The organism is Paraburkholderia sp. 32 (assembly GCF_050435345.1).
Classification (GTDB): Bacteria; Pseudomonadota; Gammaproteobacteria; order Burkholderiales; family Burkholderiaceae; genus Paraburkholderia; species Paraburkholderia tuberum.
This window is the reverse complement of the sequence record NZ_JBNDKD010000001.1, coordinates 1,123,169-1,144,062: the sequence shown is the minus strand read 5'-3', so window position 1 is coordinate 1,144,062 and position 20,894 is coordinate 1,123,169. Positions and strand designations below refer to the sequence as shown.

General features: G+C 61.8%; 17 protein-coding genes, 1 tRNA gene and 2 pseudogenes. 13 read left to right on the top strand and 7 right to left on the bottom strand.

All coding sequences use genetic code 11. From position 1 onward, the window contains the following. Positions 1 to 22: 22 nt before the first annotated feature. The 5 genes from OKW26_RS05430 to OKW26_RS05410 form a co-directional block, all read right to left on the bottom strand. Positions 23 to 1,972, bottom strand: coding sequence for a putative bifunctional diguanylate cyclase/phosphodiesterase (locus OKW26_RS05430; RefSeq protein WP_429352922.1), 1,950 nt, complete (start codon positions 1,970 to 1,972; stop codon positions 23 to 25). Positions 1,973 to 2,303: 331 nt separating this feature from the next. After that, positions 2,304 to 3,245, bottom strand: a complete 942-nt coding sequence (locus tag OKW26_RS05425) for an ABC transporter substrate-binding protein (protein ID WP_090807654.1) — start codon at positions 3,243 to 3,245, stop codon at positions 2,304 to 2,306. 117 nt (positions 3,246 to 3,362) lie between these two features. After that, positions 3,363 to 4,391 carry an ABC transporter permease gene (locus tag OKW26_RS05420; RefSeq protein WP_429352921.1) on the bottom strand — a complete coding sequence of 343 codons (1,029 nt, stop codon included), beginning with the start codon at positions 4,389 to 4,391 and terminating at the stop codon, positions 3,363 to 3,365. Positions 4,392 to 4,404: 13 nt separating this feature from the next. Next, on the bottom strand, positions 4,405 to 5,922 hold the full coding sequence (locus tag OKW26_RS05415) for a sugar ABC transporter ATP-binding protein (RefSeq protein WP_090807657.1): 1,518 nt from the start codon (positions 5,920 to 5,922) through the stop codon (positions 4,405 to 4,407). 91 nt (positions 5,923 to 6,013) lie between these two features. Beyond that, positions 6,014 to 6,775 carry a GntR family transcriptional regulator gene (locus OKW26_RS05410; protein ID WP_429352920.1) on the bottom strand — a complete coding sequence of 254 codons (762 nt, stop codon included), beginning with the start codon at positions 6,773 to 6,775 and terminating at the stop codon, positions 6,014 to 6,016. 190 nt (positions 6,776 to 6,965) lie between these two features. Between OKW26_RS05410 and OKW26_RS05405 the strand changes: the two genes are divergently transcribed. The 4 genes and pseudogenes from OKW26_RS05405 (at position 6,966) to OKW26_RS05390 (ending at position 10,853) form a co-directional block, all read left to right on the top strand. Continuing rightward, positions 6,966 to 8,261, top strand: a complete 1,296-nt coding sequence (locus OKW26_RS05405) for an L-fuconate dehydratase (RefSeq protein WP_429352919.1) — start codon at positions 6,966 to 6,968, stop codon at positions 8,259 to 8,261. A 12-nt stretch (positions 8,262 to 8,273) separates the two neighbouring features. Then, positions 8,274 to 8,531: pseudogene (locus OKW26_RS05400) on the top strand (RidA family protein); the annotation flags it as partial. A 27-nt stretch (positions 8,532 to 8,558) separates the two neighbouring features. Continuing rightward, positions 8,559 to 9,755 (top strand): aminotransferase class V-fold PLP-dependent enzyme, encoded by a 1,197-nt coding sequence (locus tag OKW26_RS05395; protein WP_429352918.1) that lies wholly within the window; start codon positions 8,559 to 8,561, stop codon positions 9,753 to 9,755. Positions 9,756 to 9,833: 78 nt separating this feature from the next. Further along, on the top strand, positions 9,834 to 10,853 hold the full coding sequence (locus OKW26_RS05390; RefSeq protein WP_429352917.1) for a D-cysteine desulfhydrase family protein: 1,020 nt from the start codon (positions 9,834 to 9,836) through the stop codon (positions 10,851 to 10,853). Positions 10,854 to 10,946: 93 nt separating this feature from the next. Here OKW26_RS05390 and OKW26_RS05385 read toward each other — a convergent pair. Next, positions 10,947 to 11,031, bottom strand: a tRNA-Leu gene (locus tag OKW26_RS05385). A 281-nt stretch (positions 11,032 to 11,312) separates the two neighbouring features. On the opposite strand from OKW26_RS05385, the pseudogene OKW26_RS05380 reads away from it, so the two are divergent. The 5 genes and pseudogenes from OKW26_RS05380 to OKW26_RS05360 all read left to right on the top strand — a co-directional run. Continuing rightward, positions 11,313 to 12,404: pseudogene (locus OKW26_RS05380) on the top strand (ISL3 family transposase); the annotation flags it as partial. Between the two features lie 276 nt (positions 12,405 to 12,680). Further along, on the top strand, positions 12,681 to 12,878 hold the full coding sequence (locus tag OKW26_RS05375) for a hypothetical protein (RefSeq protein WP_429352916.1): 198 nt from the start codon (positions 12,681 to 12,683) through the stop codon (positions 12,876 to 12,878). A 49-nt stretch (positions 12,879 to 12,927) separates the two neighbouring features. Then, complete coding sequence (gene yfcF / locus OKW26_RS05370; protein WP_429352915.1) at positions 12,928 to 13,584, top strand: glutathione transferase; 657 nt, start codon at positions 12,928 to 12,930, stop codon at positions 13,582 to 13,584. A 587-nt stretch (positions 13,585 to 14,171) separates the two neighbouring features. Continuing rightward, the gene (locus OKW26_RS05365; RefSeq protein ID WP_026226403.1) at positions 14,172 to 14,897 is read left to right on the top strand and encodes a cytochrome c oxidase assembly protein; all 726 of its coding nucleotides are present in this window, start codon (positions 14,172 to 14,174) and stop codon (positions 14,895 to 14,897) included. After that, a complete protein-coding gene (locus OKW26_RS05360) occupies positions 14,894 to 15,406 on the top strand; it encodes a CopD family protein (protein ID WP_429352914.1) in 513 nt (170 codons plus the stop codon). Before OKW26_RS05365 ends, OKW26_RS05360 begins: the two co-directional genes overlap by 4 nt. Here OKW26_RS05360 and OKW26_RS05355 read toward each other — a convergent pair. Next, positions 15,370 to 15,882 carry a DUF2231 domain-containing protein gene (locus OKW26_RS05355; protein ID WP_184040085.1) on the bottom strand — a complete coding sequence of 171 codons (513 nt, stop codon included), beginning with the start codon at positions 15,880 to 15,882 and terminating at the stop codon, positions 15,370 to 15,372. The two genes, OKW26_RS05360 and OKW26_RS05355, sit on opposite strands and share 37 nt — an antisense overlap. 51 nt (positions 15,883 to 15,933) lie before the next feature. On the opposite strand from OKW26_RS05355, the gene coxB reads away from it, so the two are divergent. Genes coxB through OKW26_RS05335 form a run of 4 tightly spaced genes read left to right on the top strand, consistent with a single transcriptional unit; the run spans position 15,934 to position 20,863 of the window. Further along, positions 15,934 to 16,620 carry a cytochrome c oxidase subunit II gene (gene coxB, locus OKW26_RS05350; RefSeq protein ID WP_429352913.1) on the top strand — a complete coding sequence of 229 codons (687 nt, stop codon included), beginning with the start codon at positions 15,934 to 15,936 and terminating at the stop codon, positions 16,618 to 16,620. After that, the gene (gene ctaD / locus OKW26_RS05345; protein WP_429352912.1) at positions 16,617 to 19,154 is read left to right on the top strand and encodes a cytochrome c oxidase subunit I; all 2,538 of its coding nucleotides are present in this window, start codon (positions 16,617 to 16,619) and stop codon (positions 19,152 to 19,154) included. Before coxB ends, ctaD begins: the two co-directional genes overlap by 4 nt. Next, positions 19,151 to 19,486, top strand: a complete 336-nt coding sequence (locus OKW26_RS05340) for a hypothetical protein (protein WP_429352911.1) — start codon at positions 19,151 to 19,153, stop codon at positions 19,484 to 19,486. Before ctaD ends, OKW26_RS05340 begins: the two co-directional genes overlap by 4 nt. Positions 19,487 to 19,537: 51 nt before the next feature. Continuing rightward, positions 19,538 to 20,863 (top strand): ferredoxin reductase family protein, encoded by a 1,326-nt coding sequence (locus OKW26_RS05335; protein WP_429352910.1) that lies wholly within the window; start codon positions 19,538 to 19,540, stop codon positions 20,861 to 20,863. The last annotated feature ends 31 nt before the right edge of the window (positions 20,864 to 20,894 follow it).

Genomic DNA, 20,894 nt, shown 5'->3' with positions numbered 1-20,894 from the left:
TCGATCGCATCGGTAACGGATATCAAAAGTCCGCAGGCGCGGCCTTGTCGGCGACACGCGCGTCGAGCACCGCTTCGCACTGCTCGATTTCTTCGTTGCACATCGGCTTGCCGAGCAGATAACCCTGCGCATGCGTGCAACCGCATACGCGCACGAAATTGAGCTGCTCCTGGGTTTCGATGCCCTCGGCCGTGGTCGGCATGCCGATCTCGCGCGCCAGCGCGACGATGCCGCGCACCACGGCCGCCGATTCGCGCCGATGCACGGACTCGCGGACGAACGAACTGTCGATCTTCAGCTTGTCGAACGAGAAGCGCACGAGCGTGGACATCGTCGAAAAGCCGGTGCCGAAGTCGTCGAGCGCCAGCCCGATACCCAATGCGCGCAATCTGGTGATATTGCGGCGAGTCACTTCGTCGTCGTTCAGCAGTGCCGTTTCCGTGACCTCGAGATTGAGCCGCGTCGGCGGCAGCCTCGTTTTCCGAAGTATTGCCGTCACCGTCGATGCGAACGATTCCTCGCGCAATTGCACCGGCGATACATTGACCGCGACGATCACCTTGTCGCGCCACGCCGACGCCGCCATGCACGATTGCAGCAGCACCCATTCACCCAATGCGAGGATCAGGCCGGTGCGCTCGGCGGTCGGAATGAACGCGGACGGCGACAACTCGCCGCGCGTCGGATGGGCCCAGCGAATCAGCGCCTCGCGGCCCGCTACCGCGCCGGTATGCAGATCGATGATCGGCTGATACTCCATGCGCAAACCATTGAACGACTTCAGCGCGCCTTCGAGGTCGCTGCGCAGCAGGCTCAGGCTTTCGTCGGATACGTGCTTCTCGGCATCGAAAATCATGAACGCGCTTTTGCCGCTGCGCTTGACGCCGTACAACGCGCGGTCCGCGCAGATCAGCAATTGCGGACCCGTTTTCGCATGTTCGGGATAGAGCGCGATGCCGACGCTCGCGCCGATATGCACGAGCGCTTCGCTCAACACGAACGGCCGCGCCAGCGTTCTGACGATGCGATCGGCCAGCACGCGCACGTCGCGAAGCTGCCCGGCGTCGTCCGAAATCGCGACGAACTCGTCGCCCGCCAGGCGGCCAACGTGGTCGCCGCTCGGCAGCAGATCGCGCAAACGGGAGGCCGCTTCCTGCAGAATCTGGTCGCCGGCGGCATGACCGAGACTGTCGTTGATCGCCTTGAAGCCGTCGAGGTCGATCAGCAGCACCGCGAACGCCTCGCCCTGCCGCGTCGAACTCTCGCCGGTGCGTTCGATCAGCAGCTCGTTGATACGCGCGCGATTCGGCAAACCGGTCAGGCTATCCTGGCGCGCGAGGCGATGACTGTTTTCCCGCGCGAGCAGCAACGCAACGGTGTCGCGATTACTGCGCAGCGCGACCGTGAAGAAGCCGGCCGCGCAAAACGGAGCCTGAAATAGCAGCACGAGCTTGCCATTGCCCGGCGACATCGCCGCGCCGACACTCAGAAAGCCGAGAATAAAAACGATCTGCAATAACGCAAGCCGCGGCGTGCCCGCATTGCGTCCGGACAATCCGCCGATCACACCGACCGCACAGACGTTTCCAAGCAGAAAAAGCGTGGGACTTCCGCTGATATTGCACAGGAATGTGCCAAACCCGAATAACGCGCTCCACAACAGACTCGCGAAAATAAACGCGGAAGTCGGCGTGGGCAGCCCAAGGGCTGCCCGCGTGCGGCATAACCAGATCAGCGTGAGCCGCGCGATCAGCAATGCGACGACCGCAATACCCCACGCGGCATATAGAGGAATCGGATAAAGATAATACGCGGTTGCGCATACGCTGATTTCGCAAATCGACGCGAAAACGATCGATGCGGTTCGCGTGAACAGGTTGGCAAGCAGAATCTGCCGGTTGTCCGGACTCAGGTTCTGGGCCGAGGACACGACCCACCTGGAAAATGGAGACCTTGGTTCGGTAAAAGCCATGACCTGCGCATTCGACGGTGGGTGGGTCCGAATCGGCATGCGAATGGACGGCTCGTGCAGCGATTACATCAACATAAAGTATCAGATTAATGCATGCAATGGTGTGAAATGACCGGCAGCCGTGGATCAAAAGCACTGCATGGGCGCGAATCCCGACTTGCTCGATGGAGTACGAGCGTTCGGATTACATGTTGTTGCGGCACAACGGACCGCTCGATATAGCGCGATTCCGAAGTTGCGGAACGGCAATAAAAAAAGAGGAAGATCGTGGCTCTCCCTCTTTGATGATTGTCGCAGCCTCGGCTTGCCGAGTCGCGATCGCCGGCCTCGCTTAGTCGTACAGCACGGCTGCGATCTTCGGATCGTTCATGTTGGTCTTGTCGTACCAGTAAAAACCGGTGTCGATCTTCTTCGGCAGCTTCTCGCCGTGCAGCGCCTTGACCGCCGAGTCGACCGTGCATTTGCCGATACCGACCGGATTCTGCGTAATCGCGCCGGCCATCAAGCCCGACATGATGTTCTCCTTCTGCTCCTTGCCGGAGTCGAAGCCGATCAGCACGAGTTTCTTGCCCGATTCCTTGACGCCGATCGCCGCGCCTTCCGCGGAACCTTCGTTTGCACCGAAGATACCCTTCAGGTTCGGATTCGCCTGGATCATGGTCTTGGCGATTTCCGCGGACTTCAGGTGATCGCCGGCGCCGTATTGCACGGACACGATCTTGATGTTCGGATGCTTCGACTTGATCTGATTGACGAAACCGTCGCGGCGATCGACACCAGTGCGGCTCGTCTGGTCGTGCACGATCACGCCGACTTCGCCGGAATTGCCGATCAGCGCGGCCATCTTGTCGGCGGCGAGCGCGGCGGCGGCGACGTTGTCCGTCGAGCAGGTCGTCAACGGAATATCGCTGTCGACGCCGGAGTCGAATGCAATCACCGGAATCTTTTCGTTCTGGGCGCGCTTGAGCAAGGGGATGGCCGCCTTACTGTCGAGCGCCGCGATGCCGAGCGCCTGCGGCTTCTTCGCGAGCGCGGCCGACAGCATGTCGATCTGCTTATCGACCATCGCTTCCGTTTCCGGTCCCTCGAACGTGATCCTGACGTTGTTCGCTTTCGCGGACTGCTCGGCGCCCGATTTGACGGCTTGCCAGAATTGATGCTGGAAGCCTTTCGAAATAAGCGGAATATACGGCTCGTCCGCATACGCGAGACTACTTCCGCCGACGAGCGCACCGACACCGACCACGATACCGATCAGTCTTCTCTTCAACATGGGGCCTCCTCCAATGGTTGGGCTATCAAGCCGCTATCGAGCGTTCGAGGGAGCCTTCACGTGCCCTCTCTCTCCTGCTCCTGCGTTCCCTGCTTATTTGCTGCTTCTGCTCCTGCGTCAACTTCTCCGGCTGCGCCGCAGGATGTCCGCATACACCGCCAGAATGATGATCAAACCGGTCACGACGATCTGCCACTCCTGCGCGACCGACATGATGCGCAGTCCGTTGGTCAGCACGCTCATGATGAAAGCGCCGATGATGGTGCCGAGTATCGTTCCCGAACCGCCGCTCAACGACGTGCCGCCGATCACGACCGCCGCGATCGCATCGAGCTCGTAGCCTTGACCGAGCGCCGGCTGCGCCGAATTGAGCCGCGACGCGATCAGCAGACCCGCGATGCCGCAGATAGCGCCGCCCACGCCGTAAATCGCGATCTTCCAGCGATCGACATTGACGCCCGAGAGCCGCACCGCTTCCTCATTGCTGCCGAGTGCGAACGTATAGCGGCCGAGCGCGGTGCGATTGAGCGTAATAGAGCTGACGATCGCGAGAAAGAACAGGATCAGTACCGCATTCGGAATCGGCACGCCCGGCAGGAAATAGCCGATCAGCGAATCCTGGGAAATACGGTAGAAGTTCTCGGTATCGGTGAAATAGATCGGCTTGTCCGCCGACACGACGAGCGACAATCCCTTCAGCAGCATCATCATGCCGAGCGTCGCGATGAACGGCGGGATCTTCATTTTCGCGGTCAGCGTGCCCGATACCGTGCCGCATACCGCGCCCGTCGCGAGTGCCGCGAGCACGCCCATCCACATCGGCAGATGCCAGTACGTGAGAAACACGCCGCAAATCACGGCGGTAAATGTCATCAACGTACCGACCGACAGATCGATGCCGCCCGTAATGATCACGAACGTGGCGGCGATCGCCAGCACGCCGTTCACAGCTGTCGCCTGAAAAATGCCGAGGATGTTGTCCATCTGCATGAAGGCCGGCGACGCGAAGCTGAAGAACACCAGCAGCAGGATGAGGCTCGCGAACGCGAGCATCTTTTGCACGGCGGTCGGCGCGAAAATTCGCGCTTTCAGCCCGGAAGTGCGCCTTTCGTTGTCCAGCGCCGCGGCATTCGTTCGCAATGTCATGTCGTAGACCTCTTCAGGCTTGTACCGTTTTCAGGGTTTCGCGCAGCGTCGCGAGATGCATGATGCGCTCCTGCGTCGCTTCGCTGGCGGACAGCTCGCCGGTAATGCGGCCTTCGCACATCACGACGATGCGGTCGCTCATGCGCAGAACTTCCGGCAGCTCGGAGGAGATCATCACGATCGCCTTGCCTTGCGCCGCCAGCGAGCGCAGCAGCTTGTAGATTTCGCTTTTCGCGCCGACGTCGATGCCGCGCGTCGGTTCATCGAAGAACAGTACGTCGCAATCGCGCTCGAGCCATTTCGCGATCACGATCTTCTGTTGATTGCCGCCCGACAGGAGCCGCACCTGCTGCGTCGCCGAAGGCGTGCGAATCGCAAGCAGCTTGATGAAGTGCTGCGCTCTTTTGCGAATCTGCCCGCGGCGCAGAAACATATTGATTGACAGGAACTTGCCGAGATCGGCCATCACGATGTTCGATTCGACATCCATTCCCGTAGCGAGACCGAAGCGCTTGCGATCTTCGGACAGGTAGCCGATGCCGCGCTTGACCGCATCACTGGGCCTCTTGATCGACGCCTTCACGCCTTTCACGAGTATCTCCCCCGATTCGACCGGATCGGCACCGAACACCGCGCGCGCGACCTCCGTGCGGCCCGCGCCCATCAAGCCTGCGAAACCGAGTATTTCGCCCTTGCGCAATTCGAAACTGACGTCGCGCACGAGCGGACCTGCGACGAGATTTCTCACTTCGAGCGCGAGTTCGCCTTTCACCGGCGCGCTCTCGACCGGCGTCACGTCGCCCAGCGTGCGTCCGACCATCATGCCGATGATCGTCTCGACGGCGGTGCCCTCGGTCGGCACGGTGGCCACATACTCGCCGTCGCGCATCACGGTCACGCGATCGGTGATCTGCTTCAACTCGTCCATCTTGTGCGAGATATAGACGACCCCGACGCCGCGCTCTCTCAATTGACGGATGATCCGGAACAGCTCGGCAATCTCGGCATCGTTGAGCGCGGACGTGGGTTCGTCCATGATCAGCACGCGCGAATCGAAAGACAGTGCTTTCGCGATCTCGACCATCTGCTGACTCGCGACGGTCAGCGTGCCGACCATCGTGCGCGGATCGAGTTTCACGTGCATGCGGGCGAGGATCTCGCTCGCCTGCGCATTCAGTTTGTCTTCATCGAGGAACAGACCCAGACCCTTGCGCGGCTCACGGCCGATAAAGATGTTCTGCGCGATGCTCAGATGGTTCATCAGTTGCAGTTCCTGATGAATGATGCCGATGCCGACAGCTTGCGCGTCGCGCGGACCTTGAAAATCGACGGGCTTGCCGTCGAAGAGAATTTCGCCGGAATCGCGCGTATAGACGCCGGCGAGAATTTTCATCAGCGTCGACTTGCCCGCGCCGTTCTCGCCCATCAGCGCATGGACCTCGCCGGCCATGAGTTCGAACCGGACGTCATGAAGCGCTCTTACGCCCGGAAAGCTCTTGCAAAGATTGTTGACGGAAATGAGTGGGTTCATGTGCTGATCTGTCGACGGCTGCCTATATCACCAACGTTGTTACGGTGGAGCTTTTTACGGCTTGAACAACGGCTTTCATTCCAGCTTTCATTCAAGGCGCGAACAGGTCGGGGCGCTCTTTTGCGGACCGCTGCAATTCGGCGACGACCTGGTCGAGATGATCGTGCATCGCTTTCGCGGCCGCATCGCCGTCGTCGGCGCAAAGGGCCTTGAAGATGCTCTCGTGCTCTTCCAGCGTATGCGTGAGCCGTTCTGGACTCGCGAGCAATTGTCTCGCGCGGTCCAGCGCATTGCGCGACACCGCGACGATCTCCTTCACGCGCGGCAGCTTCACCGCGTCGAGCAGGATTTCATGGAAAGCCAGATCGAGCGCGTGAAACGCCAGACGTTCGCCACTTCCGGCCAGACTGCGCTGCTGATCGAGATTGCTTGCCAATGCGTCGAGCGTCGCCGTGTCGTGCATCAGCGCGACCCCACGCACCGTCTCGACTTCCAGTGCGCTGCGGATGAACAGATGCTGGCGGATGTCGTCGAGCGCGATCGGTTTGACGCGCGTGCCGCGTTGCGGCAAAACCTCGACGAGACCCGCGTGCGCAAGCCTCGCCAACGCGGATGACACCGGAAAGCGCGACACCCCCATGCGTTCGCACACGGCCATCTTGTCGATCATCATGCCGGGTTCCAACGCCAACGTAACAATCGCTTCCCGCAACGCCGCCTCGACCGCGTCGGTCAAGCTGCCGCGCTCGCCGCCGCCGACTTTTTGCAGTGCGACATACGGGTCTCCGGCGGCATTCTCAAGTTCGGTCGAGGAATTCACGAAGGCCTTGATTTCGAGAAGACATGCTAGCATGCTAGAAAGTGAATGCCGCGTTGTCAACGCGTACAAATGCCTGGAAATAGCTAGGGATGCCTGGTATCTGGGAACTACGGACTTACCCGTACGCGTAGCAGGAACGCGCACACAGAGAATGTGCGCACGAAACCGATCCGTCTGCGTCCGCGGACGACAAGCCGATAGCCATAGCCCGGAGGGTGCGCAGATGACAACGATCACAAGGCTGTCCGTTCGGGACATCCGGTTCCCCACCTCACGTTCGCTGGACGGCTCCGACGCGATGAATGCCGCGCCGGACTACTCCGCCACTTACGTCACGCTCGAAACCGACACGCCGAATCTCACGGGCCACGGCCTCACGTTCACGATTGGCCGCGGCAATGAAATCTGCGTGACCGCGGTGAATGCACTCACGCCGTTGATCGTCGGCAAGAAGCTCGAAGATATCGCCGCGAATATGGGCGCTTTCTGGCGCGCATTTACTTCGGATAGCCAACTGCGCTGGATCGGCCCGGACAAAGGTGCGATTCATCTTGCCACCGCGGCGGTCGTCAACGCGGCGTGGGACCTGTGGGCGAAATCCGTCGGCAAGCCGGTCTGGAAGCTGCTGGTCGACATGAGCCCGGAAGAACTCGTGCGCTGCCTCGACTTTCGCTACGTGACTGATGCAATCACGCCGCACGAAGCACTCGCGATGCTGCATCGTCATGCGAAGACCAAGGGCGAGCGTGAAAAGGAAATGCTCGCGCACGGCTATCCGGCCTATACGACATCGGCGGGCTGGCTCGGTTACGACGACGACAAGATTCGCCGTCTCGCGCGCGAAGGCGTCGCGCAGGGATGGACGCATTTCAAGCAGAAGGTCGGCGGCGATCTGGAGGAAGACGTACGGCGCGCGCGCATTCTGCGCGAAGAGATCGGCGAGAACCGGAAGCTGATGATGGACGCGAACCAGGTGTGGGACGTCGATGAGGCGATCGCGAACATGCGCCGTCTCGCCGAGTTCGACCCGTGGTGGATCGAGGAGCCCACGAGTCCCGACGACATCCTCGGTCATGCTGCGATTCGCCGGCGGCTCGGTTCGATTGGCGTCGCAACCGGCGAGCATTGCCACAATCGCGTGATGTTCAAGCAACTGCTGCAGGCGCAAGCCATCGACTTCTGCCAGATCGACAGTTGCCGGCTCGGCGGACTCAACGAAGTGATCGTCGTACTGCTGATGGCCGCGAAGTTCGGTGTGCCGGTGTGCCCGCATGCAGGTGGTGTCGGCTTGTGCGAGTACGTGCAGCATATTTCGCTGTTCGACTATATCTGCGTGTCGGCGTCGCTCGAGAATCGCGTGCTCGAATACGTCGATCATTTGCATGAGCATTTCGTGGATCCCGTGGCGATCCGCAACGGGCACTATATGCCGCCGCAAAGGGCCGGGTATAGCATCGAGATGCTGGAAGGGACGCTGGACAGGTACTGGTATCCGGAAGGAGAGGCGTGGCAGGAATGATGCTGGAGAAGGGTTGGTGTCGTCGCGCAGATCGCCGCGGCGACGGGCGACCGGCTCGAGCGCGTGGCACGCATCGTGCGCCTGAACGTGTTCATCGCGAGCACGCCGGCATTCAGTGCTCAAAGCACGGTTGCCAATGGCGGGTCGGACGTGATCGTGCAGATCTTCGGTGACGCCGGCCGTCACGCGCGCAGCGCGGTGGGTGTTGCGTCGCTGCCGGCAGGGGTCGCCGTCGAAGTCGAAGCGGTTGTCGCCTTGAAGAACGTCTGAATTCAACTCATACACTCGGAGCCGCCAATGTCTTCTCCGCTGTCGCCCGCTGTCATCGACGCAATACGTGCCCGCACACCCGGTGTGCGCAGTACCACGCACTTCAATCATGCGGGCGCGTCGCTGCCGTCGGCCGCCACGCTCGAAGCAATTCACGCGCATCTGTTGCGCGAAGCCTCGATGGGACCCATGGAAGCGGGCGCGGCTGCCCGCGAACAGACCGAACGGGCGCGCACGCTCGCCGCGCGACTGCTGAACGCTCAGCCCACCGAGATCGCGTTGACGACGGGCAACTCGCCGGGCTGGGGCGCTGCTTTCGCGGCATTGGGTCCGTGGCGCGAGGGGCAACGCATCCTCGTTGCGCGGCACGAATGGGGCGGCAATCTCGCGACGATGCGCCTTCTGGCGCAGCGCGCGGGCGCATCGATAGAGACGATTCCTTCCGATGAGAGTGGCAAGGTCGATCCTCGCGCGCTCGAAGCGATGCTCGACGACCGGGTCCGACTGATTGCGCTGACATGGCTGCCGGCCAATGGCGGACTGATCAATCCGGCCGCCGCGATTGGGCAGATAGCACGCCGTCACGGCATTCCGTATTTCATCGATGCGGCGCAGGCCGTCGGACAGCTTCCGATCGACGTCGTCGAAGTCGGCTGCGATGTGCTGGCCGGCGCGGGCCGCAAGGCACTGCGTGGACCGCGCGGCACCGGGCTGCTATACGTCCGGCGGGATTTTCTGCCCCGCTTGACGCCGGCCTTCGTCGACACGTATTCCGCGCCGCTCGACGCCAATGGCGACCCTGTACTGCGCGACGATGCCGTGCGTTTCGAATCATCGGAAGCGTCGCTTGCACTGCATTGCGGATTGGCGAATGCATTGGACGAAGCGCTGGAAATCGGCATCGACAACATCCGCGCGCAGATCGACCGGACCGCGCAGACATTGCGCGAGCGGTTGGCCGCGATGGAGGGCGTGTGGGTGCTCGACCAGGGTGTCGAACGATCCGGTCTGGTGTCGTTCAACGTCGCCGGACTCGATGCCATGTCGGTGCGACGCGCGTTGGCGGCACAGGGCATCACGATCGGCTCGAATGGCGTCGCGTACACGCCGTTCGATATGACTAGCAGAGGGCTGACACAGATCGCGCGCGCATCGGTCAGCTATCTGACCACCGACGCCGAAGTTGATAAATTACTGGCTGGGATAGGGACGTTGACGCATTGAGCACTCGAGTCAAAGAGAACTTTGCGTCAGTCAAATGAATGGAAACGTCTCTTTCAACTCAATCGCGCGCACACGACCATGAACTCCGCCTCATCGCACCGCCTCGATTTATCAAAGTTTCCGCGCCATGCGCTTCTCGAAGGCCCGACGCCAATTCAGCACCTTGCGCGTCTGAGCGCTCGCCTCGGCGGGGCGGACATCTACGTCAAAAGAGAAGATCTGACGGGACTAGGTGGCGGCGGCAACAAGTTGCGCAAGCTCGAATTCCTGATTGGCGAAGCGCTCGCGCGCGGCGCGGACACCATCGTTACCGTCGGCGCGCGGCAATCGAATCATGCGCGCCTCACGGCGGCCGCGGCGGCTCGCGTCGGGCTTCAATGCGAGCTGGTGCTGACGAGAACCGTGCCACGTTTCGACCACGACTACATGGAGAACGGCAACGTGCTGCTCGATGCGCTATTCGATGCGCGCGTGCATGATCTTCCCGGCACGGCCAACCCATTGCAATTCGCCGAGGAACGCGCGAACGAGTTGCGAGCGCAGGGCCGTAACGTCTATGTGTGTCCGTTGGGCGGTTCGAGCCCGGTCGGTTGTCTCGGCTACGCGGACTGCGCAGCTGAAATCGTCGCGCAATCGCAAGCGCAAAACGTGGCCTTCGATCGCGTCGTGGTGCCGAATGGAAGCGGCGGCATGCATGCGGGGCTGGTCGCGGGTTTTATTGCGCTGGGCCTGGATCCGTCGCGTATTGCAGCATTCACGGTGTATGGGAATGCTAGCCACGCGCGCACGGTTACTTTGGATAAGGCGAATCAGACGGTCCGGCTGATCGACCCAGGCCTAAGCGTGAGTGATGACGCGATCTCGATCGACGAAGCGCAGCTCGGACCCGGCTATGGCATTCCAACCGATAACATGCGCGCGGCTGTTCGGCTGATGGCATCGACGGAAGGTCTGTTGCTCGATCCCGTGTACAGCGGCAAAGCATTTGCGGGTCTTGTGGAAAACGTGAGCAACGGGAAGTACAGTACCGGACAGAAAATTCTATTCGTGATGAGCGGCGGTCTTCCGGGGCTATTTGCCTATCGGAACGAGTTCTGAGCGCAGAAGCGGAGACAACGCGATGGTCTGATACGGCCGCCGTTGTCTGAAGAAAGCGCGAAGCGCTTGAAGATTCGAATCGACGATTCGAAATGGTGCCCAGGGCGGGATTTGAACCCACACGCCTTTCGGCGCTACCCCCTCAAGATAGTGCGTCTACCAATTTCGCCACCTGGGCAGAGGGGCGCCATTGTATCAGCCTGATTATTTTTTTGGATCTTCGCGGAAAAGTGTGATGGTTTTTCATGATGAAAACGTCGGAGAGCCAATCTGGGTAAGGGTTCGCGCGTCTTGATGGCCTCGCGAAATCGGGCATGATTTCGCGATGGCTACTTCACGCAAACTCAAGCGTCTTTCTGACGCATACCGGTTCGACGGATTCCGTCCTTGCGAAGCGCTGCGCGGTGTCTTCGGTGATCGCATGGCACGCGTAGTCACGCTGGTTCGGCGCTCAAAAAAACGGCCTGCAAGGGATGTGGTCGACGGTGCTCGATCCACGATCGCACGGTGCGTCGCGTTCGAGATCTGCCGAACGGCGACGTACGGATTTACCTGGAACTCGAAGCTCGTCGGGTCCGCTGTCGATGCGATGGCAGCGTGAAAGGCGAACGACTGAGCTTTCTGGCGGACAACCCTCACTACACGAAGCGCTTCGCGTGGTACGTCGGTCGTCGCTGTCGCGAGAGCACGATCAAGGACGTGGCCGACGAACTGCGATTGCACTGGCACACGGTCAAGGACCTCGAGATGCAGTACATGCGGGCGCAACTGGAGCGGTTCGGCACGCCTGGGCCGAAGGTCATCGGCATCGACGAGATTTCGATTGGCAGGGGACAGACGTACCGCATTGTTGTGAGCGACCTGATACGGGGCCGTGCGATCTGGTTCGGTGGCGAAGATCGAAAGGAGGCCAGCATGCATCAGTTCTATGACTGGCGGGGCGAGAAAAAGGCCCGCGGCATCCGGCTTGTCGTGATGGACATGTGGCGGCCGTTTTACAACGTCGCGCAGGAACGCGTGCCGCATGCGGCCATCCTGTACGACAAATTCCACGTCATAAAGCAGCTCAACGAAGCCCTGGATGAAGTGCGCAAGAGCGAATACGCTCGCCTGCAAGGCGAGCAGCGGCGCTACATCAAAGGCCAGAAGTACGTTCTGCTTAGTCATCGCGAAAACCTGTCGATGGAAGGCAGGAACTCGTTGAAGACGCTTCTCGCAGCGAACCGACGGCTGAATACCGCGTACCTGCTCAAGGAGTCGTTCGGGCAGTTGTGGGACTACGAGCGCGAAGGCTGGGCACGTCGCTTCTTCGAGAACTGGAAATCCAGCCTGAGGTGGCAGCGTTTGAAGCCCTATGAGAAGTTTGCCGCGATGGTCGAGCGTCATTGGGAGGGGATTGCTTCCTATTGCAAGCCAGAAAACAAGGTGCCGCTCGGCTTCGTTGAGGGACTCAATAACAAGATTCGGGTCATCCAACGACGCGCGTACGGATTGCGAGATGAGCAGTATCTGCGCCTGAAGATCCTCACTTGCATGCTGCCTCGAATCTGAAAAATGGAGATTTTTCATCACTCTTTTCCGCGAAGACCCATTTTTTTGAAGCCCCACGCGCGATATTGTTCTGCAGTTGCAATACCGGTCGAAAAACTGACGAGGCGTTCACCCCGTATCGCTGCCCGGCGACCGATTCGAGCGCGGCCCGGCGCCTCGCAAGAGCTCGTAAGGTCTGACGCTTGTGGGCCGCTACTCGGGTGAATGCGACAAATGGCGGACCGCTATGCTCGTACGCTGATGCGCTGAAAGAGCGCCCTTCACGCCGAACATATCATGTCACCACGACGCACATCTTCTTCGCGACTTCGGTATCGTCTTTTTCTCGCGTCGCTGCTGACGTCGATAACGCTGCTGCAGGGTTGCGCAACGACGGCGGAGAACCTTGCCGTAGGATTTGGTCTCGGCGCGCTCGGCACCGTGTCGGCGTTAGGCTGCCTGCTCGCCTGCGAGATGGCCAATCCGCACTGGTGAAAGGCTGCACGGCGCGCGACGAGCAGCTAGTATTCGAAGCTCGACATCGATGACTAACGAAAACGGAGCCCCAGTGGCACACCCGCCCTTCCACCTCTACACCGACGCCCAATTCGCAAGCCCCTACGCGATGTCCGTCTTCGTGACGCTTCGCGAGAAGCGCTTGCCGTTCGACCTTTCGACCGTCGATCTCGCGAACAAGGCGAATCACGCCACCGACTATGCGGCCCGCTCATTGACGCGGCGCGTGCCGACCCTGATACACGAAGACTTTGCGTTATCCGAGTCGTCGGCGATCAGCGAGTACCTCGAAGAGACTTTCCCGGACACCCCGGTCTATCCTCAAGATCGGCGTCTGCGCGCGCGAGCGCGCCAGCTGCAGGCCTGGCTGCGCAGCGATCTGCTGCCGGTTCGCCAGGAGCGTTCCACCGAAGTCATTTTCTACGGATCGCGCGGCGGCCCGCTTTCCGCCAGCGCACAAGAAGCGGCACAAAAACTCTTCGCCGCCGCCGATGCATTGCTTCCGGCCAATTCGCCCAATCTGTTCGGCGAGTGGTGCATCGCCGATACGGACCTCGCATTGATGCTCAATCGCCTCGTGCTGAACGGCGATCCCGTTCCGCACAAGCTCAAGGAGTACGCCACGCAACAATGGCAGCGCGCCAGCGTGCAGCAGTGGGTCCAACTGGAGCGTCCATCGCTATAAAGTCGACCGGCGTGGCTGCCGCCACGCCGAAAAGCCATCGATAGAAGTGACAAAGACCAGAAAAATAGCTGAATACGGAGGTATTAAAAGATGCAGTAAACGCGAATATTACATTCGCGTTTTATCAGAGCTTCGCTGCTCCGCCATGGCCCGATTCCGCGCCCGCTTCCTTTGCTGCCTCGCGCGTACGATGCTGACAACGATCAGCACGATCGCAAGCAATGTCAATTCGATCATTGCGGGAATTCGGATGGGATCATGAAACATGGCGGGTCTCCGTCACATGATTTCATCATAGTACGCCGGGCAGGTCAGCCTGAAGTATTGCGCCGCACCATTGCAATCTTACCGCCGCCATTACACCGGCTTTTATCCAGCCGGCAAAAGCCTCGAGTGACAAATTGAAAACATTCTGTCACGCAAAAACTAACAGGATTCAGATAGCCGTCCCTAAACAGTTTATTTGCGCTAGAGTACGTGAGCGATCAGTTGGATCGTGAGCCGTCCCGACAATTCGAAGGCGTTATCTGTCACGCGTTTGCTTGCGTGTACTGAAGAAGCACCTGGACTCGTTGAAGACATCGCCCATGCCATATTTTCCTGTCGCCTACTGTGGTCCCGCGGCTGTCCCTGAAAGCTTGTGGCTGCGCTGGAATACCGATCCGCCATTGCTCGTCGCGCTCGCGGCGCTCGCATGGTTCGTGGCCAGCAACCGCTCGGCGAATGCACGGGCGGGATGGGGCGCCGTCGCGTTGATGGCCCTCGTGTTCGTGTCGCCGCTCTGCGCGTTGTCCTCGGCATTGTTCTCCGCACGCGTCACTCATCACGTCATTCTGATCGCTGCCGTCGCTCCATTGCTCGCCCTCGCGTTTCCGCTGCCGCGCCTCGCGCATCCGCCGCTCGTGCCGGTGGTCGCCGCTCATGCGGTGATCATCTGGCTGTGGCATGCGCCTGGGCCTTATGCGTGGGGACTCGCGACGGTACCCGGCTACTGGCTGATGCAGATTACTTTGCTTGGCAGTGCATGGCTCATGTGGCGCAGCATCTTCTCGCCGTCGCTGCCGACCGGCCCCGCGCTGATGGCGCTCGTCGCGACGATCGGCCATATGGGTTTGCTCGGCGCGTTGATCGTGTTCGCGCCGGTGCCGCTCTACGTCGCGCACTTCGCGACCACCGCCGCGTGGGGGCTCACCCCGCTCGCCGACCAGCAACTCGCCGGACTGTTGATGTGGGTACTGGCAATGATCCCTTATCTCGCGGCAGGACTTTCGCTCGTCTGGTCAAGCCTGCGCGTCAGAGAGCCCGCGCTGTGACGACCCTGCTGAAGTTCATTCATCTGGCTGCGATCGCCGTCTGGTCGGGCGGTTTGATCGTGCTGCCGTATCTGTTCTGGCAGCGCCGCGGGCTCGCGGCGGGCACCGAACTCGACCGGCTGCACCGCATCACGCGTCTCGTGTTCGTGGAGTTGACCTCGCCCGCCGCTTTCGTCGCGATTGCGAGCGGCACCGTACTGATTTTTCTGCAGGCCACCTTCGTCGAATGGTTCACCGCGAAGATGGTGTTCGTCGGCATCATGGCGATGCTGCATGTGCTGGCCGGCCTCGTGCTACACGATCTGTATCTGCCCGACGGCAGGTTCAGCCGTGCCTCGGCGATCGCGCTGACCATCGCTTATCTGATCGTGATCGTCGCGATCATCTGGATCGTGCTGGCCAAGCCTCACATCGACTCGAACCTGCTGGCCCCGCATCTGTTCGAGCCCGGTGGACTTGGCCGCTGGCTGCATCACTCCTTCGGCGAAACGAGAATTCCGACGCCATGATCGAACACGAGCTTGCCCCCATGCCAGCCGGCGAAGCCCGTCATCACCGAGCTGAGCACCGACAGCACGAGCCCATGCGGCAGGATCTCATCGGGGTAATAAAGGCGCACGCCCCAGTTCGCACCCGCGAGCGCGACGAGCGTCATCGCGGCGACCGCATGCGACCAGCTCGCCTCCTTCAGGCGGATACCGCGCACCAGCAGCAGCTCGGCGGTACCGACCACGCTCGCAGCCACGCCGCTCCAGAACGCGAAGCCGGCGGCCCACAATCCGGCGCGAATCCAGAACGGGTCGCCCGTCCACCAGTAGATTACGTCGACGCCCAACGTCGCGACGACGAACGCGATCGGGAAATGCACCATCATCACGTGAATCGGATGACCGACGAGCGCCACCACCGACCCCTTGTCGAGCCGCAACAGCTCGAGCATCACTTCGCTTCGCGTCTCGTTTCCAGCATTGCCTTTGTTTGCCATGATGGTGTGTCCTCGCATCGGATGCCTGGTGGTGCAAACCATCATAGCTGCTTGCGCCTGGCCGTCCAAGCCGGATCGCTCGCCGCGTTGTCCGGCTGCACCGGGCCGCTCTCGACGCTCGAGCCATCGGGTCCGGCCGCCGCATCGATCGCCGGGCTGTGGTGGGTGATGCTGGCGGGCGCCGCGATCCTGTTCGCGATGGTGCTCGTACTGTTTCTGATGACGGTCTTCCGGCCCGGCTGGGGCTCGCACGTGTCGCCCGCGCGCTGGATCGTGCTCGGCGGTCTCGTGCTGCCGGCAGTGATCCTGATCCCGTTGATCTGCTACGCGCTGTACGCGGGCGAATTGCTGCTGCCGCTGCGCGCGCATGCGCCCGCGCGCATCGAGGCGATCGCGCAGCAATGGCGCTGGACCTTCCGCTATCCGGAACTCGGCAACGTCGAAACCGGGAACGTGCTGCACCTGCCCGCGGGCACGCCGGTCGACATCGTCGTGACCAGCATGGACGTCGTGCACGCATTCTGGATTCCGCGCTTCGCGGGCAAGATCGACGCGGTCCCTGGCCACCACAACCTGCTGCGTATCCAGGCCGATCAGCCCGGCCAGTACGCCGGACAATGCAACCAGTTTTGCGGCATCGGTCATGCGGGGATGCACTTCACCGTGATCGTCGATCGTCCGGAAGATTTTCCGGCTGCTGTCAAAAACGCCGCCGCCAACGGGGAGGTGAAGAAATGAGTGTGCCCGTCGAGCCGCCATCACAGGGCATCACCGCGCTGCGGCTGCATCGCCAGCTTGCCGCGATCTGGGCTACCGGGCCAGGCGTGCAGAGGCTCGCCGCGGTCAACCATACGGTGCTCGGCATGCGCATGATGATCACGTCGTTCGTGTTCTTCGCGATCGCCGGGATTCTCGGCATGCTCACGCGCGTGCAGCTCGCGACGCCGCATGCGGCCTTCATGGATGTGGAGACCTATAACCAGGTCTTCACGATGCATGGATCGATGATGCTGTTCCTGTTCGCGATCCCGATGGTGGAAAGCTTCGCGGTCTACCTGGTGCCGAAGTTTCTCGGCGCGCGCGACCTCGCGTTTCCACGGCTGACCGCTTACGGCTACTGGTGCTATCTGTTCGGCGGCACGATCCTGACGGTGTCGCTGATCCTGCACTCCGCGCCGGACGGCGGCTGGTTCATGTACACGCCGCTCAGCTCGAACGTCTACACGCCGGGTCTCAATGCCGATATCTGGCTGCTTGGCATCACGTTCGTGGAGATTTCAGCGCTTTCGCTCGCGGTGGAACTCACCGTCTCGATCCTCAAGATGCGCGCGCCGGGCATGTCGATCGATCGCATGCCGATCTTCGCGTGGTACATCCTCGTCACCGCGATGATGATGATCGTCGCGTTTCCGCCGCTGATTCTCGGCTCGATCCTGCTCGAGGTGGAGCGCGCGTTCAACCTGCCGTTCTTCGATCCGACGCGCGGCGGCGATCCGCTGCTGTGGCAGCATCTGTTCTGGCTGTTCGGCCACCCGGACGTGTACATCATCTTCCTGCCGATGGCCGGCGTGCTGTCGACGATGATCCCCGTGTTCGCGCGCCGCAAGCTCGTCGGCTATCGCACGATCGTCGTCGCGATCATCGCGCTCGCGTTCCTGAGCTTCGGCATCTGGGTGCACCACATGTTTACGGTGGGCATCCCACATCTGGCGCTCGCGTTCTTCTCGGCGGGCTCGGCGATCGTCGCGGTGCCCACCGCGATCCAGTTCTTCGCGTGGCTCGCCACGCTGTCGCACGGCCGCCCGCGCTGGGACGTGCCGATGCTGTACATCTTCGGCTTCTTCTTCGTGTTCACGTGCGGCGGGCTGACCGGCGTGATGCTCGCGATCGTGCCGTTCGACTGGCAGGCGCACGACACCTACTTCGTCGTCGCGCACCTGCACTACGTGGTGGCCGGCGCGCTCGCGTTTCCGATGCTCGCGGCGTTCTATTACTGGTTGCCGCTGCTGACCGGGCGCACCGCCGTGCATAACCTTTCGGTGGCGGCGTTCTGGCTCGTGTTCATCGGCTTCAACATGACGTTCTTCATGATGCACCTGACCGGCCTGCTAGGCATGCCGCGGCGCGTCTTCACCTATAGCGGCGACGAAGGCTGGAACTGGCTCAATCTGCTGTCGTCGGTGGGCAGCTTCGTGATGACGATCGGCTTCGCGCTCGTCGTGATCGACATCGTCGTGCAATTGCGTTTCGGCCAACGCGTGCGACGTAACCCGTGGCAATCGACCACGCTCGAATGGGCGATGCCGATCCCGCCCGCGCCGTACGCATTCGCGTCGATCCCGCACATGGACGCCGAAACCGAAAAGGTGCCCCCGGGCCAGCTAGCGACCTCTCTGGCGCGCGGCGAGGGTTACCTCGGTTTCACGCGCAACGGCTGGCAGGAGACGCTAGGCGTGCATATGACATCGGGCGAGCCCGAACAGGTGATCGTGCTGCCGAACTCGACGTATCTGCCGCTCGTCACCGCGCTCGTGACGGCCGCGGCGGTGCTCGCGATGCTGTTCAAGTTCTATCTGCTGTCGGTCGCATTCGCATTCGTGACGTTTGGCCTCTTCATCTACGCGGGCCAGAGCGCGGGGCACGCGCGCGATTACGGCGCGCTGCCGGTCGGCCGAGGCGTCAGCGTGCCGCCGCATACCGAGGTCGTCGGTTCGCCGTCGTGGCTTTCGATGATCTGCGCGCTGATCGCGAACAGCACGCTGTTCACCTCGCTGATCTTCGGCACGTTCTACCTGTGGATTGCCGCGCCGAACTGGCCGGCAGCCGTGACGCCGCATCCGAACCGCGGGCTCGCGCTCGTCGCGGCCGTCGCGCTCGCGGTCGCCGCAGCCGCCACGCGTGGCTCGTTGCGCGCGGCCGCCGCCGAGCGCAAACCGCACGGCACGATCGGGCTGAGCGCGATTGCGCTGATCGTCGCGCTCATCGCCTGCGTGATGCTGATCAACGGCGTGACACCGAATCCGCGCGAGCATGCGCTCGGCGCGACGGCCGCGGCGCTGCTCACGTACATCGCAGTTCACGCGGGCGTCGGGTTGTTGTTCCTCATCAGCAACGTGCTGCGCGTCGGCGCGGGCTTCGTTTCCGCGCGACGCCTGACCGATCTGCGCCTCACCCGCCTGTGGGTCGATTACACGCTGGCGACGGGCATCATCGCGCTTGGACTCGTGCTCGCGCTGCCGAGCCTCGTCGCCGTGCTGGGAGCCAGACCATGAATGCGCGTCCGCTTTCGCCGCGGCGGTTGTGGTGGCTCGCCGTCGGCTTCACGATCTGGTGTCTCGCGTTCGTGATCCTGTATGCGCTGCACGCGATCGGCTGCGCGTTCGCGTGGCCCACCGGCCCGCTGCGCGCGAGTCTCGCGATCATTCTGCTGCTGCATCTGATCGCGATCGGCTGGCTATGGCGCTATCGCGCCGCGACCTGCGACCCCGGTCCCGAACGCATCAGCTCGTTCATGCATACCGTCGTCGTCTGGACCCTGATCGCGGCGCTGGTCGCGACCGTGATCACGTTCGGGCCCGCGCTGCTGCTCACCACCTGCGTTTGAACGCGGACTGAGCGCGAGCGCGACCGCCGCACCCGGCATGGAGAAGCACCGATGCAGTCTCGAGATCTCGTGCACAAGGCCGTCTGGTCGGTCATCTATCTACTGTTCATTCTCGCGCCGCTGTTTGCGCTGCTGACCGGCACGCTCCCGCCCGCGCGCAACTTCGGCACCGAATTCGCGGTGGCGCTCGGCTATTCCGGACTCGCGATGATGGGCCTGCAATTCGGCCTCACCGCGCGCTTTCGTCACGTGACCGAGCCGTGGGGCGAGGACGTTATCTATCATTTCCATCGACGCGTGTCGCTGCTCGCGGTCAGCCTGGTCGTCGTGCATCCGCTGATCCTGTTCGCGATCCGCTCGGACAAGGTCGCGATGCCCGACTCGCTGCTCGAGGTTCCGTGGGGTGCGTGGTTCGCGTTCCTGTCGATCGGCTCGGTGATCGTGCTGGTGATCACCGCGCTATGGCGCAAGCAATTGAGGATTGGTTACGAGCTGTGGCATCTGTCGCATATCGGACTCGCGCTCGTCGCGATCTTCGGCGGCGTGCTGCATATGATCGGCTGGGGCTTCTATCTGACCGATCCGTTCAAGCGCACGCTGTGGATCTGCATGACAGTATTCTGGGTAGCGCTGCTGCTGTACGTGCGTCTGTTCAAGCCGCTCTTCATGATCAGGCGTCCGTACCGGATCGCGGAAGTGCGCGCCGAACGCGGCGACACGACGACGCTCGTGATGCAGCCCGACGGCCACGCTGGCTTTCGCTTCAAGCCCGGCCAGTTCGGCTGGCTCAACGTGTGGGGCAGCCCGTTCAGGATCACCGGACACCCTTTTTCGTTCTCGTCGAGCGCCGAGGCCGCGAACGGCCGCGTCGAAATGACGATCCGCAATCTCGGCGATTTCACGAGCCAGATGAAGACGATCGAAACAGGCCGGCGTGTGTATCTGGACGGACCGTATGGCGCGTTCACGATCGGGCATCCGACCGACATGCACGTGCTGATCGCGGGCGGTATCGGCATCACGCCGATGATGAGCATGATCCGCACGCTCGCCGATCGCGGCGACCAACGTCCGCTCGTGCTACTGTACAGCGGCAAGACCTGGGACTCGCTGACTTTCCGCGAGGAGCTCGATGCGCTGAAAGCGCGGCTCGATCTGCGCATCGTCTATGTGCTGTCGGACCCGCCCGAAGGCTGGAGCGGGGAAGTCGGGCGCATCGACGCCGCGATGTTCCGGCGACATCTCCCGCCCGAGTTCGCCGATCACGAGTATTTCATCTGCGGCCCGGACGCCATGATGGATGCGATCGAAACGGCGCTCGGCGAAATGAAAGTGCCGCGCATCCGCTACCATTCCGAACGCTACAGTTTCGTCTAGGAGACTTGCGATGCGCCGACTGTTGGCCAAC

Bases quoted from the DNA above. Each gene is read 5' to 3' on its own strand.
- OKW26_RS05405 (WP_429352919.1), top strand. From the start codon at position 6,966: ATGACAACGATCACAAGGCTGTCCGTTCGGGACATCCGGTTCCCCACC.
- ctaD (WP_429352912.1), top strand. From the start codon at position 16,617: ATGAGTGTGCCCGTCGAGCCGCCATCACAGGGCATCACCGCGCTGCGG.
- OKW26_RS05355 (WP_184040085.1), bottom strand. From the start codon at position 15,882: ATGGCAAACAAAGGCAATGCTGGAAACGAGACGCGAAGCGAAGTGATG.
- OKW26_RS05425 (WP_090807654.1), bottom strand. From the start codon at position 3,245: ATGTTGAAGAGAAGACTGATCGGTATCGTGGTCGGTGTCGGTGCGCTC.
- yfcF (WP_429352915.1), top strand. From the start codon at position 12,928: ATGACTAACGAAAACGGAGCCCCAGTGGCACACCCGCCCTTCCACCTC.
- OKW26_RS05365 (WP_026226403.1), top strand. From the start codon at position 14,172: ATGCCATATTTTCCTGTCGCCTACTGTGGTCCCGCGGCTGTCCCTGAA.
- OKW26_RS05375 (WP_429352916.1), top strand. From the start codon at position 12,681: ATGTCACCACGACGCACATCTTCTTCGCGACTTCGGTATCGTCTTTTT.
- OKW26_RS05335 (WP_429352910.1), top strand. From the start codon at position 19,538: ATGCAGTCTCGAGATCTCGTGCACAAGGCCGTCTGGTCGGTCATCTAT.
- OKW26_RS05430 (WP_429352922.1), bottom strand. From the start codon at position 1,972: ATGGCTTTTACCGAACCAAGGTCTCCATTTTCCAGGTGGGTCGTGTCC.
- OKW26_RS05390 (WP_429352917.1), top strand. From the start codon at position 9,834: ATGAACTCCGCCTCATCGCACCGCCTCGATTTATCAAAGTTTCCGCGC.
- OKW26_RS05410 (WP_429352920.1), bottom strand. From the start codon at position 6,775: ATGCTAGCATGTCTTCTCGAAATCAAGGCCTTCGTGAATTCCTCGACC.
- OKW26_RS05415 (WP_090807657.1), bottom strand. From the start codon at position 5,922: ATGAACCCACTCATTTCCGTCAACAATCTTTGCAAGAGCTTTCCGGGC.
- OKW26_RS05395 (WP_429352918.1), top strand. From the start codon at position 8,559: ATGTCTTCTCCGCTGTCGCCCGCTGTCATCGACGCAATACGTGCCCGC.
- OKW26_RS05340 (WP_429352911.1), top strand. From the start codon at position 19,151: ATGAATGCGCGTCCGCTTTCGCCGCGGCGGTTGTGGTGGCTCGCCGTC.
- OKW26_RS05420 (WP_429352921.1), bottom strand. From the start codon at position 4,391: ATGACATTGCGAACGAATGCCGCGGCGCTGGACAACGAAAGGCGCACT.